Source organism: Dyadobacter jiangsuensis (genome assembly GCF_003014695.1).
In the GTDB taxonomy this organism is placed as follows: Bacteria; Bacteroidota; Bacteroidia; order Cytophagales; family Spirosomataceae; genus Dyadobacter; species Dyadobacter jiangsuensis.
Genome location: NZ_PYAS01000011.1, coordinates 120,528 through 134,748, shown reverse-complemented (window position 1 = coordinate 134,748; position 14,221 = coordinate 120,528). Strand labels below are relative to the sequence as shown.

13 protein-coding genes are annotated in these 14,221 nt (G+C 51.5%); all 13 read right to left on the bottom strand.

Annotation, left to right across the window (positions count from 1 at the left end; translation table 11 throughout):
• Positions 1–9: 9 nt before the first annotated feature.
• The gene (locus CLV60_RS22080; protein WP_106597552.1) at positions 10–1,224 is read right to left on the bottom strand and encodes a hypothetical protein; all 1,215 of its coding nucleotides are present in this window, start codon (positions 1,222–1,224) and stop codon (positions 10–12) included.
• 136 nt (positions 1,225–1,360) lie between these two features.
• On the bottom strand, positions 1,361–2,455 hold the full coding sequence (locus tag CLV60_RS22075) for an aldose 1-epimerase family protein (RefSeq protein ID WP_106597551.1): 1,095 nt from the start codon (positions 2,453–2,455) through the stop codon (positions 1,361–1,363).
• 87 nt (positions 2,456–2,542) lie between these two features.
• A complete protein-coding gene (locus CLV60_RS22070; protein WP_106597700.1) occupies positions 2,543–3,355 on the bottom strand; it encodes an alpha/beta fold hydrolase in 813 nt (270 codons plus the stop codon).
• A 211-nt stretch (positions 3,356–3,566) separates the two neighbouring features.
• Positions 3,567–4,394: a sugar phosphate isomerase/epimerase family protein gene (locus tag CLV60_RS22065; RefSeq protein ID WP_106597550.1), complete on the bottom strand. Its 828-nt coding sequence runs from the start codon at positions 4,392–4,394 to the stop codon at positions 3,567–3,569.
• A 29-nt stretch (positions 4,395–4,423) separates the two neighbouring features.
• The gene (locus CLV60_RS22060; RefSeq protein ID WP_106597549.1) at positions 4,424–5,476 is read right to left on the bottom strand and encodes a ThuA domain-containing protein; all 1,053 of its coding nucleotides are present in this window, start codon (positions 5,474–5,476) and stop codon (positions 4,424–4,426) included.
• A gap of 27 nt (positions 5,477–5,503) precedes the next feature.
• Positions 5,504–6,355, bottom strand: coding sequence for a sugar phosphate isomerase/epimerase family protein (locus tag CLV60_RS22055; protein ID WP_106597699.1), 852 nt, complete (start codon positions 6,353–6,355; stop codon positions 5,504–5,506).
• A gap of 49 nt (positions 6,356–6,404) precedes the next feature.
• On the bottom strand, positions 6,405–7,145 hold the full coding sequence (locus CLV60_RS22050) for a 3-keto-disaccharide hydrolase (protein ID WP_106597698.1): 741 nt from the start codon (positions 7,143–7,145) through the stop codon (positions 6,405–6,407).
• A gap of 175 nt (positions 7,146–7,320) precedes the next feature.
• Positions 7,321–8,466, bottom strand: coding sequence for a beta-1,2-mannosidase (locus tag CLV60_RS22045; protein ID WP_106597548.1), 1,146 nt, complete (start codon positions 8,464–8,466; stop codon positions 7,321–7,323).
• Between the two features lie 147 nt (positions 8,467–8,613).
• Positions 8,614–9,213: a YceI family protein gene (locus tag CLV60_RS22040; protein ID WP_106597547.1), complete on the bottom strand. Its 600-nt coding sequence runs from the start codon at positions 9,211–9,213 to the stop codon at positions 8,614–8,616.
• Positions 9,214–9,329: 116 nt separating this feature from the next.
• The gene (locus CLV60_RS22035; protein ID WP_106597546.1) at positions 9,330–9,899 is read right to left on the bottom strand and encodes an RBBP9/YdeN family alpha/beta hydrolase; all 570 of its coding nucleotides are present in this window, start codon (positions 9,897–9,899) and stop codon (positions 9,330–9,332) included.
• Positions 9,900–9,923: 24 nt separating this feature from the next.
• Entirely contained in the window at positions 9,924–10,997 is a 1,074-nt protein-coding gene (locus CLV60_RS22030) for a formylglycine-generating enzyme family protein (RefSeq protein ID WP_229211087.1), read from the bottom strand.
• 39 nt (positions 10,998–11,036) lie between these two features.
• Entirely contained in the window at positions 11,037–12,467 is a 1,431-nt protein-coding gene (locus tag CLV60_RS22025) for a phytoene desaturase family protein (protein WP_106597697.1), read from the bottom strand.
• 14 nt (positions 12,468–12,481) lie between these two features.
• A complete protein-coding gene (locus tag CLV60_RS22020; RefSeq protein WP_106597696.1) occupies positions 12,482–14,056 on the bottom strand; it encodes a sulfatase family protein in 1,575 nt (524 codons plus the stop codon).
• Positions 14,057–14,221 lie beyond the last annotated feature (165 nt).

Sequence of the window (14,221 nt, the reverse complement as noted above, 5' to 3'; positions counted from 1 at the left end):
TTAGATTTTTTACAATATCAAATCAGGGTTACCTGGACCGAAGTGTTTCAGGATCACGATCGGATCGGTTTTCGACGGGTTGCTGATTACTACCCCTTCGGTCGCCGCTTTTTCAGTTACAAAATACTCATCGTTGGTGAGCTGTCCGTAGCGGATCAATGCAGGGGTTTCGATATCCCACACACCGAATTTGCCGTGGCCCTGCATCACAATCATTCCGTATGCGCCACCATCTTTAATGGTTACAGTCTGACCTGGGAAAACCGTCAATTCCTTGGCGCTGTAAGCCTCGTTTTTGTAGCAAATCCAGTTTTCGCTGTATCCTTCTGCCGCCATTTCAGCAACATCTTTTACCGGTTTCGGGCGCATGAAATGTTTTTCCATCAAATTAGGATTCACATTCAAATCCCAGTCGATCACTTCCATCAGCAAGTCATAGTCGCCGATTCTGTCTTTCGGCGTTCCTTTCCAAAGCAATTCCTCCGGAATAACCGCCTCGTTAACAAGAGATTGGTACATCGCAAAAATATCTGATGCTTTTTGCGGCTCATAGGTACACAAGCTGCCTGGCGCGTGCAACATGCCGGGAGGCACATCCCAGCCTGTTCCTGGCTCCAGACGGAACGCCTGGGAGTAATTGGTAATCTTATTATCGCCCTTGGTGAAGTTCATCAGACATTCTTTGATCTGCTCTTTGGTCGTACCGGGAGCAATACCAATGAATGTATATGGAAAATCACCACCGTGGTTGTTCAATTGCGGCGGGAAATAGTAGGCTTCCGGCTTTCCATTCTGGCCCACCATGGCGGCGTGCTCATCTCTGTGGTGAATATGATGCGGAAGCGGCCCCATATTGTCAAAAAACTTGGAGTACATAGGCCAGCTCTTGTATTGATCCCAAAGTCTGTCGCCTATGATCTGACCTTTCAACTCTGCTACCGCGTCCCGCAATGTCACTTTTTGAACCCCTGACTCATCTTCCAAAACGATTTGGCTCAAACCTTCATTTTCGCCTGTAAGCGGTCCATTTTCCGCAGGAGTTGTAGATGACAACCAACGCTCATCGATACCGCCGCGCTCTCCACCCAGTATGTAGTAATCGTCGGGGTGCAATTTGATCCTGCGGCCGGGAACGCAAAATGAACGCGGCACCCATGTCGGTGCTAAGCGCAAAATTCCCCTCCCCTGCTCCAACGCCTTCTCAGCTATACTTGAAAGTCCCATTGTTTTTGTATTAAAGAATTGGTTTTGGTTATAAATATGGTGGTGCGTCGCACCGGTTATTTTCGTTACAAATCTTGCGGTGCACTGCACCTTGACGATTTTGCCTGGTCCAGCGCACCGCAAGAATCGTTTTTTCCTACGATACATTCACCTTTAATTCAAATTCTTCGATCTCCTCTTTCGCCGTCAATACGCTCAATTCGAGGTCATATTCTTTGGTTTCCTCCGGTTGAAGGAAAATCAAAGTTCCGTCTTCGCGCGCCTTTGCCTGCCCCGACAGCGGGTGCGTACTCGGCTCGATGCCGGTCACATATTCGCCTTTGCCCCAATGCTGCCAGTTGGCGAGCCAGGGTAATTGCTCCTTTTTAAATTTCAATGCGACGGCCAGACCCAGTTTCTCGTTATGCAAACCGCAAATGCTATCCCCGAAAATGTCCGCGTCCACGTCGATCAGTGCTACTTCTTCTCCGCTCCCCAAGTGGCTTTCCAGCGGCGCCGGGGCCTTTTTGAATGCATTACCTTCCTTGAAAATCTTCGCATTCTCCTCGAACCGCGGACGCCATTGGCCATTCCACAGAATGTCGGTGCCCTCATCGACGATCGGCCAGCCGAAGTTGAAATGGTACAGCAGCATATGCGGTGCAGCAGTATTGGCTTTATTAATCACCTCATCATGAATGCGCAGTTTTGCTTCTCCCAAAGTCGCCGAAATGGTTCTTTTTAATTCCAAACTGGGGCCGAATGGCCGTGTTTCGCGGATAATACCGGTAATGCTCATCTCGTATTTACCGGCGCGCAGGTCGGGTTGAATGATCGAAACGATTTCCGCAGGCTGGTTACCGATTAACCCATGCAGACCGCGGTCGCCGAAGCTGTCCGACTCGGGCCCGCCCGCATGCGAGAGGCCGCAGGTAGTGAGCAAGCCGCCGCCGAATGTGCGGAGCCAGTCGATGCCTTTATCCGAGAATGGCTGCGGGGAAGTAACGCCACCGTGGCTGATCCACGCCAGACTGTGCTCATTGTAAAAAGCCTCGGCAATATCCATCGCCCGGTCTATCACGACTTTAAAGCGCAAACCACCGCCTGTGTTGATCCACGCAATGCGGGTACCACGCCCGGCACCATTATCCAGCACGGAGGTTTCAATGCCTCCCACCTGAACGTGGTTCGACACTTTTGTTTTCCAGTCTGTGGCCTGTTGTTCGGTCCGTTTCGAATTGCCGGTCTCCATTATATCTTAATTAAACTCGTAATTATCTAAACCTGAAAAAGGCGCAAAATGCCTCATTTTAATGCTTTTAACTCCAAAAATGCGGAATCAGGCTACCGGGACGGCTGCCAGCCAGTTTCTTACACGCGCATTGAAATCCTCTGTATTTTCAAAATGGAATGCATGTCCTAGCTTATCGTACAAAAAGAGTTCGGCGCCCGGAATGCCGTTGGCGACCTCTTCGGCCATCCATACCGGCGTGAAAATATCCTCCCTGCCTCCTATCACCAATGTAGGCACACTGATCTTGCCGAGATCGGGTAATGCATTGTGATTAATGCAGGCAGCAGCCTGCCCTTCCAATCCGTGCAGCGGCTGTGGAAACGGATTGAATGCGTCGATCCGCCTGCCATTTTCCAGATCTTCGTGCTGTTTTGCATCGTCCCACGACGATTTCGAAAAAATCAGCAATTGGATGTACAAACTGAATTCCTCCGGCCGGAAACGGGCCTTCGCATTCATAATGTGCTGAAAAAGGCCCTTGGCGTAGTTATCACAACGCGCCCACGGACACATTAGCACCAGCGATTTCACCTTTTTCGGATGCCGGATCGCGAGCTGCTGGGCAATGGTACTGCCCATCGAACAACCAACCACATTGACATTCTCCAAACCGAGCGAATCCAGCAAGCCGGCGTAATCATCCGCCATTTGCTCGGTCGAATACGGTCCGGCAGGTTTGTCGGTAAGCCCTACGCCGCGGTTATCGCCGATAATGCACCGGAAATGGTGTTTCCAGTCGGCTACATGCACATTCCACACCGCTCCGGGCGCAGTAATGCCCATAATGAGCAGCAAAGGCTCCCCGGAACCGCGTTCTTCGTAGTAAAAGTTGATACCGTTGGTTTTGATGGTTGGCATGTTACTGGAATGCTTCGTTTGTTTGCTGACCGACGACCGCTGACGGCCGACCGCCGATTGTTTATTGCTTAATTCTTTGAACGGGCTCTTTACATTACCCCCCATCGGCTGTCCGCGGTCGGCCGGCGGTGGTCAATTTCTTTAATCTTTTATACAGTCTCTTTACCGTCCAACCCATCGGCAGTCCGCGGTCGGCCGTCGGCGGTCATCATCACTTCAACGCCGGAATCAAATCCTCCTGAATCCACTTCCCGTCGTGTAATGTCACGAAATCGGGTTCTGAGAGGGCTTCTTCGCCTTCGTCTTCGCAGATGATCCAGCCTTTATAATTAATGTCTTTGAGCCATTGAGTTACGCCTAGCAGATCTACTTTGCCTTTACCCATCAAGGTGAATTCAGGATTGCCGTCCCAGTCCTTGTAATGCACGTGGTTGATCAGCGACTGGTATTCCTTCATTTTCGCGAGCGGATCCATGCCACCGTTGATGATGTGGCCAACATCAGGCGTCCAACCGGTCACGGACGCGTCCAGGCCTTCGAGTACGATTTTGTAATCTTCCTCGGTGCGGATGATCGACGAATGCGGGGAGTTGGGATGGTAGCTGCAAGGCACACCCTTCTCAGCCGCGCGGCGCGAAACCGTGTTGACGATATTGACGAGGCGCTTCTGGCGTTCCTCGATGTTATGTCTGCCCGTCGGGATTTGCACGGTGTTGAGTACCGCGCCCGGGAAGCGCTGCGCCACACGAATGGCGTGGTCGGCCACTTCGCGTTCGCGTTCTGTCTCTTCGGCTTCGTTCCAGTCCAGTGCAAGCGCCAATGCGGCGAGCTCTATGCCCTGCTCTTTGAGCTTGGCTTCGAGTTTATCGGGATCTTGGAGATCACCCATCCAGGTGAAAATTGGCTGGATCCCGGTAAAACCCGCTTTCGCGATGACTTCGATCATGTGTCCTAACCGGCCCTGGTGTGTTTGGCCGCTGTTGCTCATGAACCAGGTGTAAACCTCTGATCCAAAGCGAAATGGAAGTTGCTGAGACATTAAAAAGTTTATTTTCAATTATATAAAAATCACTTCGACTTCTTCTTCTTAACGACCTCGCCCGGCATGATCAGCGAATCCCAGCCGGCCAGATCAGACGGTTTCACATTCGCTTTATAGCCGCTGAAATTGAACGTGGTAGGTTTGTAGGGTCCTACGAAGGCAATGTCGTTGGTCGGTTTAATAGCGCTTTCAAGCCCCAAACCCCAGAACATCGCATTCACGACCATTCTTCTGAAACCTTCATTGAGCAAATCCTCGGAAGCACCATGCGTTGTGGTGAATGCACGGCCTTTCTTGCCGCCCTCCATCTGATAGTCGCGGATCCACGCAACGGGCAGCAACTCTTTCGTCGGATCAGCAGGTGAATCGGCCGTCATACCATTCAGCACCTGGCCTTTTGCGAGTACAGTTCCTTTGGGAGCAGCGGTATAGCCGCCCGATTGAACCCACATATCTTTTACGCCCCGCATAATCGGGTGGTTCTTTTGCGCCTCGTCGATGACGATTCTGGAAGATTGCTTGTGGTTCGTTCCGTAATGGGATACCCAGGTTTCACCCAGGATATACTCGCCGAAACCATCTTTCCAGGCTGTTTTAGGGCCTTTGTAGTTCCAGGTATAATGCTCCCATTTCGGGTCATTTTTAATATCAAATGCGTGGGTCGAAGTCCGGAATGCCACGATAGGCCCGCCGCGTTTGAGGTATTTCTCGAAATGCTGCATTTCCTGGTCCTTGAAATGCGCGAAACGCATGAAAAGCACCATCAGGTCGGCTTTATCGAGCACATCCAGGCCTTTCACATTCGAACTGCCGGGGTAAATGTAGCCGTTGGAGTCGAGCGCATACACGACCGTACATGTGAACCCGTAACGCTTGGCCATAATGCGCGCCAGTGCGGGCAGCGATTCCTCGCCGCGGTACTCGTGGTCGGTGGCAATAAAAACAATATTCTTACCCACACCCGGCCCCTTGTCGCCCTTGTACACGACGCGGTGTTTCGCAGGATCGTCCTGTGCTTTGGAGCCGAAAGTGATCAGCGCAATGCCGATCGCCAGCATTGATTTCAAAAGATTTTTCATAAACGCGGACTGAAAAAGGTGGATTGATCAGAGGCCGTGTTTCAGGCTCATTTCGCGGATAAACTTGTAGCCGTTTTCGGCAATGTCCCACGGCTCGTTGAACTCCCGCCAAACGCCGATCGCATTCGCAAAACCGGGATCGTTACGCGAGAATGCCTCGATCGTCAGCCAGCCATCGTATTTGATGGCCGCCAATGCGGCGAAGGCATCGTCCCACTTTACCTGGCCCGTTCCCGGCGTACCGCGGTCGTTCTCGCTGATGTGCACGTGTGCGAGCACGGGTGCGATGGTCTGCAACGCACCCAGGTAACTTTTCTCCTCGATATTGGAATGGTGCGTATCAAACATCGCACGTACATTCGGGTGATCGGCCGCTTTGACGAGTTTGAGCAGCTGCTCCATCGTATTGCACAGGTAGCATTCGAATCGGTTAAGTGCTTCTAATGCAAATGTGATATTGGCTTGCGCGGCATAGTCGGCAGCTGCATGCAATACCTCCCCTGCCAATGCGTATTCGCGGTCGTCGGCCGGACGGTTCACGAAAACGGTATGCGCCGAGTGGAACGGCCCGCAAATGACTTTCGAATTGAGGTCATACGCACGATCCACGGCCCATTTGATTTTGTCCAATGCCCTTCCGCGTACTTCGGCGGATTCATTCACCGGGTTTTCGTCGGCACCGAGCGTCATTACCGCCGTGGTTTCGAGGCCAAGGTCTTTTACAAAACTGCCCATCCGCTGGTAAGCCGTAGCTTCCTGGGGGCCTAAATAGAACTCGACACCGTCGTATCCAATCGTTTTCAGTCTTTCGATGATCGGAAACAAGTCGTCCGAAACTGCCGCCGTCCAGGCCAGCACATTAAATCCGATTTTATTCATAATGGGCATTAAGCGGACGGCCGACCGCCGACCGCCGATGTTTGGTGAACTAGTATTGTTTGATGCGCAGGTCCTTGTATTCCACTTTCATAGGCGGGCCTACGTGTACCTGTACCCCTAAAAGGCCTTTTTTGGCGCCATTTACCGTGTCGTTGTCGGTAACATCGCTCATCAGGACGCCATTGATGTAGTGCTGCAGGTGATTTCCCTTCACAATGAGGTGGAATGTATTCCAGTCTTCGCTTTTGATCAATGTCTTCAAAGAATCGGAAGAACCGAGGGACCCTACCACTTCAAAACCGGTCCAGGCGTTCTTGGATACATTTTTGCGCACCCCTTCCGGTGTTTTTTCGCCAGTGTATTCTTTAATGACCGTTTTCTGGCCGCGGTAGGCCAAAGTGGTGCGTTTGCGTTCTTCGTAATTCTGGCCGGTGTAGTTGTTTTTACCATCGATATCGGCCTGGTAGCCTTTCAGTGCGAAAGGGACGTCGGTAAGTTGCTCGCTGCGGTAGTTGATACCCGAATTGCCTGCTGTTGCAATCTTGAAGGAACCTTTCAGCTCAAAATCGCCAGGTTCACCTCCGCGCCAAATAATAAATGAGTTGGTTTTCAAAAGTGTTTCAGGAGTGATTTCGCCGACGAGCGAGCCGTTTTCAACGCGCCAGTATTTCGGATCGCCGTCCCAGCCTTTGAGTGTTTTCCCATCGAAGATGGATTTGAAGCCTTTTTCACTTTTTTGGGCAAAAGTGTCGACCTGGCTGGTGAGGGTCATCACGGCGGCCATGAGCATTCCGGCCTTAATAAATCTGAAACTCATTTTGATCGCATTTATAGGTTTAGTGACTCCTGAACAACTGATTTCCCTTATTGCAAGGGCAATTTGGACATTAACTTCTCTTAAAAAAGCAGAAATTAATATCCAAAAATTCCTAAAAATATCTGGTACACTATCCTGTACTAACCTGCTATGGCAACGGATCACCCGGTACTTTTTGCGCGGGATCGTAAACAGCCACCCCTACACGCGAATCGGCGCAGCCGTAGTAGAGCAGCCATTTTTTCTTATGATACACCATTCCTTCGATGAAAACGGTTCCTGCTACATATTGCCCGCTCTTTTCAAACGGCTCCATCGGGCGGAAGAAGGGGGTATCGAGGCGGGCAAGAACTTTGGTGGGATCGTTTTTATCAAACAACACCTGTCCGGCGCAGTAGCTATTGGGCGTGAAGCGCTTGTCGCCGTCTTCGCCTTTGTCGTTCTTGCCATTGTAAAGTAATACAATGCCATTGTCTGTGAGAATGGCCGGCGGACCGCATTCGGTGAGGTTACTGTCGAAATAGCCTTTTCGGGGAGAGATCAGATTGACCAGTTCGCCCTTGCTATCCACCACCGGTTCCCAGTTGATGAGGTCTGTGGAGGTAGCGATATTGACGTTGGCTTCGCCGAAATAGAGCCAGTATTTTCCATTGATTTTTGCGATCACCTGCTTATCTCCCACCAATTTGGTCACAATGGAGCCCGATTTTGTCCATATATTATTGAATTTACCATGATAAGCTTCCCTGAAAACCGGACCGTATTTTTCCCATCTGAGCAAATCCCGGGAGGTGGCTACTCCCAGCCGCGCCTTGTCTTTGTTCCATTGCGTGTAAACAACTACGTACAGGCCATCCTCGGTTACTGCCACACGCGGGTCTTCGCAGCCGCCGGGCCATTCGTTGGCTTTCTGGCTATCCTCAGCAGGGAATAGCACGGGCTCCTTCCTCCTTTTGAAGCGGATCCCGTCTTCGCTCTCGGCGTAACCCAGGCGCGAGGTGCGCATGCCGATCGCCTTGCCGGCCTTGTCTTCGGCGCGGTACAGCACCACGATCTTGCCGTTTTTCATGGTCGCGGCTGGGTTAAAAGTATCGTTCGATTCCCAGTCGACGCGCCGCTTGTTCATGGGGCAGAAAAACCGGGAAGTACTGTCGGGGGAAATGACCGGGTTCACACCGGCAGGCCGTTTAAAACCGCCGAATGCCCATTCGGGCAACTTGTTTTCAGTTTGGGCAAATGCTTGTCCGGTGAAGATCGATGTGCATATAGCGAGGCCCGCGATGAAATTTTTCATAGATTTTCTATCAGTTATCAAATCATGGTTTCAAATATAGATTATTTACGCATTGATAGAATCTTCGTGGCAAGGCATTCTCCACCACACAAAAAAATCCGACCTGATTGCTCAGACCGGATTTTATATCTTCTAAATATTCGCTGATTATTTGTTCGCTACCAGGCTCACATCGAGTGTAAAGTCGTTGTCGATCGCCTTGTCTCCAAGGTTTTCGAAGAAGTTGGTCGAACGGAATTTGATGTCGTATTTGGTACGGTCGATAGCCACTTTTGCATTAGCAGTTACCTTCTTGGCATCAGCTGTTATAGTCGCAGGGAATTTCACATCCTGTGTGATTCCTTTGATTGTCAGCTTGCCGGTTACGTCGTAGGCATTGCCGCCCTTCGGTGTTACAGAAGAAATCACCAGTTTCGCCTGCGGATGTTTTTCTACCGAGAAAAAGTCATCGCTTTTGAGGTGATTGGTCAGTTTACCATTCATTTCCTTGTCGGTTACGTCGGTTACCACCAGGGATTTGATATCGGCTACAAAACTTCCTCCTTTGAGCTTGTCGTTATCCACCACGAGCGTACCGCTTTCCAGAGGTACAGTTCCCGCGTGTGTTCCTGTTACTTTCTTAGCGCCCCAGTTGATGGTACTTGCTTTGGGATCCACCTTCAGCGTTTTGTCGGCAGCATTCTTTCCAGGACCGTTGGCAATAGCCGCAACATTGAAAAGCAAACCAGCTGCTGCGAGTACAAACATTCTTTTCATAATAATTTCAATCGTTTAAAGTGTAGAAGAATTGTTTTGAAAGATATAAAGAATAAAAAGCACTTAACAAATCATTAACAGGCTTTAACAATCCCATACGTCGGTTGTCAGGAGCGCGTTGCTTCGCCTTCCAGCAATTTCACCCCTTCGAACTGCTCCAATATCTTCTTGCCATCGACCCAATCTTCCAACCCCGACACGGCATTGATATGACCCTTTTTACCCACATTCACAAAATCGCTTCCCCAGTTGGCGGCAAACACTTTCGATCGGCCGATGGTAGCATAAATGTCGTTCGTACTCGCTACCACAATCGTTTTGAAAGGGATCGTACGCACAGGTATGGGCGTAAAGCCAACCACAAAATTCAACCGTTTGGAAAGCTCCGCATCCGCCGGGGCCACCAGCAATGCACCTTTGATCAGCTCGGAACTGTGCTCCTGTGCCCAATGCGCCACGGTAATGCATCCCAGGCTGTGCGCAATGAGAATGGTCGGTTCGGTCAGCTCGCTGATCTGCTTTTGCAGCTGAGCCACCCAGTCCTGCTTCACGGGCCAGTCCCAGTTTGCCTGCTGCACGCGGTCGAAACGGTCGGGATATTGCTCTTCCCAGATAGTCTGCCAATGCTGCGGGCCTGAGCTCGCCAGCCCCGGTACGGTCAGAAAGCGCACACTCATAATAGTATCGATTTGGTAATCATATTATTTTTTGTCCATTACACACCGGAAACCGAGATTGTTGCTCCCGCTGGTCACTTCTCCTTTGCCACGGCTGCCGGCTTTGTAGCGAATGCAATAGTCGTCGCTGCAAAGGAAAGAGCCCCCGCGCTGAACGCGTTTCACAGCGCCCGGCTCGTCGGGATCATAGCTATCCGAAGGTCCTTTGGGGTTCGCAGCGGGGCTTTTCTGGTAGTAATCCGGACGATAAAGGTCCTCGCACCATTCCCACACGTTTCCATCCATATCATACAACCCATAGGGATTGGCTGGGAAAGATTTGATCGGTGCGGCGGTAAGATAGCCATCCTCTTTGGTATTCCTGTCAGGGAAGCTGCCCTGGTAAATGTTGGCCACCCATTTCCCGCCCGGTTTCAGCTGGTCACCCCAATAATAGGTATGGTTCCCTTTCCCTCCTTGTGCCGCAAACTCCCATTCTGCCTCGGTAGGAAGCCTTTTGCCAGCCCATTTCGCATAAGCGGCGGCATCCTCGTACGACACATGCACGACCGGGTAGTTTTCACGGCCTTTGGTCGAACTCGATGGACCTTCCGGATGCGCCCAGTTGGCGCCCGGCACGTAATTCCACCATTGCAGGGGGTTATCGAGGCTCACGCGTGCAGGCGTAGGCGTGAACACCGCCGAGCCGGGAACGAGCTTGTCGGCTGGTACTCCGGGGTAATCGGCCGGGTTCAATGGGCGTTCGGCAACGGTTTTGTAATTGGTTGCTTTCACGAACGCCGCAAATTCGGCATTAGTCACTTCGTGGGCATCGATATAATAGCCATTCACGGTCACTTCGTGCATCGGACGGGAGTCGGGGAACTCGTCGGCGCCCATCAGGAACTTGCCGCCGGGTATCCACACCATTCCTGTACTGTCGCCGGCACCTTCCGTCACCAGGCTTGCATTACGGATCGCGGATGCGCGTGACGGCATGCCGTCGGCAATGCAGGCCGCGAGGCTGTCGGCTTTGCGTTTCTCCTCGGCGGTTTGTTTGCTTCCGCAGCTCCATAAAGTCACGGCTAATATGCCCGCCAACCCGCAAAATCCTTTCATTGAAAACTCCATATTCCTGAAAACTCGATTACGCTTTTTTTAACTCACTTTAAAAACATCCTTCAACGCCTGCCGCGCCGCGTGGTACCCGCACATCCCATGTACGCCCCCGCCCGGAGGTGTGGACGACGAACAGATGTAAATGCCCTTTGCTGACGTCCGGTAAGGCGAAATGCTCAGCACCGGCCGCGAATACAGCTGCCACACATCCTGAATACCACCATTGATATCGCCCCCGATGTAGTTGGGGTTATATTGTTCAAATGCGCTCGCATTCGTAATGTGTTTGGCCTTGATCACATCCCGGAAACCCGGTGCATACCGCTCGATCTGGCTTTCGAGGGCGTCGGTCATGTCGCGGTCGTCGCCATTCGGCACGTGGCAATAGGCCCATGCCGTATGCTTGCCCTCGGGTGCCCGGGTTTTGTCGAAAAGGCTTTGCTGCGCTACCAATGCAAAGGGTTTCTCGCCCCGCTTTCCATTCCCCACATTCCGTTCGTACCGCACGATCTCTTCGAATGTGTTGCCCAAATGCACCGTACCCGCTCCCCGGCATTCTTCGCGCTGAAACGGGATCGGCTCATCCAGTGCCCAGTCGACCTTGAAAATCCCCGGTCCCTGCCGGTAGGCTTCCAAACGTCTTTTGTAGGAAGAACTCAGCCGATCGCCAGCAATGCGCACGAGCTGTTTTGGCGTCACATCCATTAAAATCGCTTTGGCGGAAGGCAGTTCGTTCACCGAGCCGACCATCCAGCCCGTCTGGATCTTACCTCCGAGCGATTGGTAATAAGCCACCAATGCATCCGCAATGCGCTGGCTGCCGCCCACCGGGATCACCCATCCTTTAATGTGCGCCGCCGCCATGAGCATAATACCGAAGGCCGATGTCGCGATATTGCTCAGCGGCTGGATCGAATGCGCGGCCATTCCGGCCCACAATGCCCGTCCCTCCGCTGTTTTAAATTTTCCGGCCGTCCAGGTGGCGGGTGGCAGTGCCTGCAACCCGAAGCCCGCGAGCCGGAAAGGTTCTCCCGGCCATTGTAATGGACCGAGCAAATCGGGCAGCAGCCTGGGAACGGATTCCAGCAAACTACCCATCCAGTTGCGATAGGTATCTCCATCCGCACCCAGTTGCAGGGCGGTCGACTCCACAGACCGGTCCAGTACCGCCACGCGACCACCATCCAGCGGGTGCGCGGCATCGTGCGTGGGCTGAACAAATTCCAATCCAAAATCGGCCAGCGGCAACCTTTCAAAGAACGGCGACATTAAAGCCATTGGATGCACTGCCGAGCAAATGTCGTGGCGGTAACCCGGTAGCGTTAGTTCCGCTGTGCGCATACCGCCTCCTATTGTCTTCTTCCCTTCGATGAGCAACACCGAGAGTCCCGATTCCTGTAAAGTAATAGCGGCTGCAAGCCCGTTCGGGCCGGAACCAACCACTATTGCATCGTATTCGGGATTTCGGATATCTGCCACACTGATCAGGGTTTCGCAGTCGCGAGGATTTTCAGTGCCTCGTCGTCCTTATATTCGTCCATCAAAGCTTTCAGCTTGATTTTGAGATCAGCGGCGAGCTTTTCTGTTCCTTTTGCTCCGTATATATTGGAAACCTCTTTCGGGTCTTTCTGCAAATCATACAACTCCCACGAATCGGCACCATTATAGAAATAGACCAGCTTATAACGGTTCGTTCTCAATCCGAAATGTGGATATACGTGGTGCGGCTGCGGGAATTCGTAATAATGGTAATATGCTTCTTTTCTCCAAGGTGTCTTCGCGGCAACTTGGGGGCCTTTCAGCAAAGGCAGGAACGATTTGCCCTGCATATCGGCTGGCGTTTTCACACCCGCGATATTCAGTACCGTCGGCGCCCAGTCGATATTCACAACGAGGTCGTTCACTTTCGTACCCGGCTTGATTACGCCCGGATAGCGGATCACAAACGGCGTTTTCAGTGATTCTTCATAAATAAACCGCTTGTCGAACCAGCCGTGCTCGCCGAGGTAAAAGCCCTGGTCGGAGGCATAAATCACGACCGTATTTTTGGACAAACCGCTTTTATCCAGGTAATCGAGGAGCTTGCCAATGTTCCGGTCCAGGGAATTGGCAGTCGAGAAGTAATCGCGCAGGTAACGCTGGAACTTCCACTCTACCAATGCCTTCCCGCTCAGGTTTTTATCCGTTACTTCTTTGGATACTTTGTCGTAATAGGCCTTGAAAACCTTTTTCTGCTCCGCATTGAGTCGGTTGTAGAGGAAATCCTTTTCATAATCCACACCCACTTTCAAATCGAACTTCATGCGCATGGTTTTGTCGATGGTCATATCCTGGTCGGCAGCAGCCTTTCTGCCTTTGTAATCGTCATAAAATGTCGATGGCAGCGGAAAAGTCACATTATCGTATGCACCCAGGTCCTGCAAATCAGGCATCCACTCGCGGTGGGTGGCTTTGTGGCCGACGATCAGGAAAAAGGGCTTGCTATCGTCTCGTTTTTCGAGCCAGCCGGTCGCAAACTGGGTAATGAGGTCTGAAACATAGCCGGTGTATTTGGTCGTGTCGTTCGGTTGACCGATGAATTCCGGGTTATAATAATGTCCCTGATCGGGCAACACATTCCAGTAATCGAAGCCCGCCGGCAGGCTATTCAGGTGCATTTTACCGATCCAGGCCGTCTGGTAGCCATTGTTGCGCAGCTTTTCGGACAGCAATGTCTGACTCGTATCGAACTTCGTCCGGTCATTGCGTTTGTAACCATTCAGGTGGCTGTACTTGCCGGTAAGCAATGTCGCACGGCTCGGGCCGCATATCGAATTGGTCACCAGGTTATTGGTCAGCAACGCACCTTCCCGGGCAATGCGGTCGATATTTGGCGTTTTAACAATCTGGTTTCCATAAGCTCCGATACCCTGGTAAGCGTGGTCATCGGAAAAAATGAAAATGATGTTCGGTCTCTGGGCTGTCTGGGCTTGGCTCGTCGTAACCGACAAAACCAGCACAATCAGGCCGCATAAGGCCTTTAAAGTCAACTTCGCAGGATGGGTAAGAATAGCAAACATGAAATACTCTATATAATAGGTAGACAAAATAAACTTATGCGAAGTCAATTCGCAAGCGTTTGACCGGAATTACTTTGCAATACCGGTTTTCCGCCGGGTTTAAAATTACAAATTGATGATTTGTTTTCACTATCCTGTGTTTTAAAAGCAAAAAAGCCCGGAGCA

Bases quoted from the DNA above. Each gene is read 5' to 3' on its own strand.
- CLV60_RS22040 (WP_106597547.1), bottom strand. From the start codon at position 9,213: ATGTTTGTACTCGCAGCAGCTGGTTTGCTTTTCAATGTTGCGGCTATT.
- CLV60_RS22060 (WP_106597549.1), bottom strand. From the start codon at position 5,476: ATGAAAAATCTTTTGAAATCAATGCTGGCGATCGGCATTGCGCTGATC.
- CLV60_RS22035 (WP_106597546.1), bottom strand. From the start codon at position 9,899: ATGAGTGTGCGCTTTCTGACCGTACCGGGGCTGGCGAGCTCAGGCCCG.
- CLV60_RS22065 (WP_106597550.1), bottom strand. From the start codon at position 4,394: ATGTCTCAGCAACTTCCATTTCGCTTTGGATCAGAGGTTTACACCTGG.
- CLV60_RS22075 (WP_106597551.1), bottom strand. From the start codon at position 2,455: ATGGAGACCGGCAATTCGAAACGGACCGAACAACAGGCCACAGACTGG.
- CLV60_RS22050 (WP_106597698.1), bottom strand. From the start codon at position 7,145: ATGCTCATGGCCGCCGTGATGACCCTCACCAGCCAGGTCGACACTTTT.
- CLV60_RS22070 (WP_106597700.1), bottom strand. From the start codon at position 3,355: ATGCCAACCATCAAAACCAACGGTATCAACTTTTACTACGAAGAACGC.
- CLV60_RS22055 (WP_106597699.1), bottom strand. From the start codon at position 6,355: ATGAATAAAATCGGATTTAATGTGCTGGCCTGGACGGCGGCAGTTTCG.
- CLV60_RS22045 (WP_106597548.1), bottom strand. From the start codon at position 8,466: ATGAAAAATTTCATCGCGGGCCTCGCTATATGCACATCGATCTTCACC.
- CLV60_RS22020 (WP_106597696.1), bottom strand. From the start codon at position 14,056: ATGTTTGCTATTCTTACCCATCCTGCGAAGTTGACTTTAAAGGCCTTA.
- CLV60_RS22030 (WP_229211087.1), bottom strand. From the start codon at position 10,997: ATGAAAGGATTTTGCGGGTTGGCGGGCATATTAGCCGTGACTTTATGG.
- CLV60_RS22080 (WP_106597552.1), bottom strand. From the start codon at position 1,224: ATGGGACTTTCAAGTATAGCTGAGAAGGCGTTGGAGCAGGGGAGGGGA.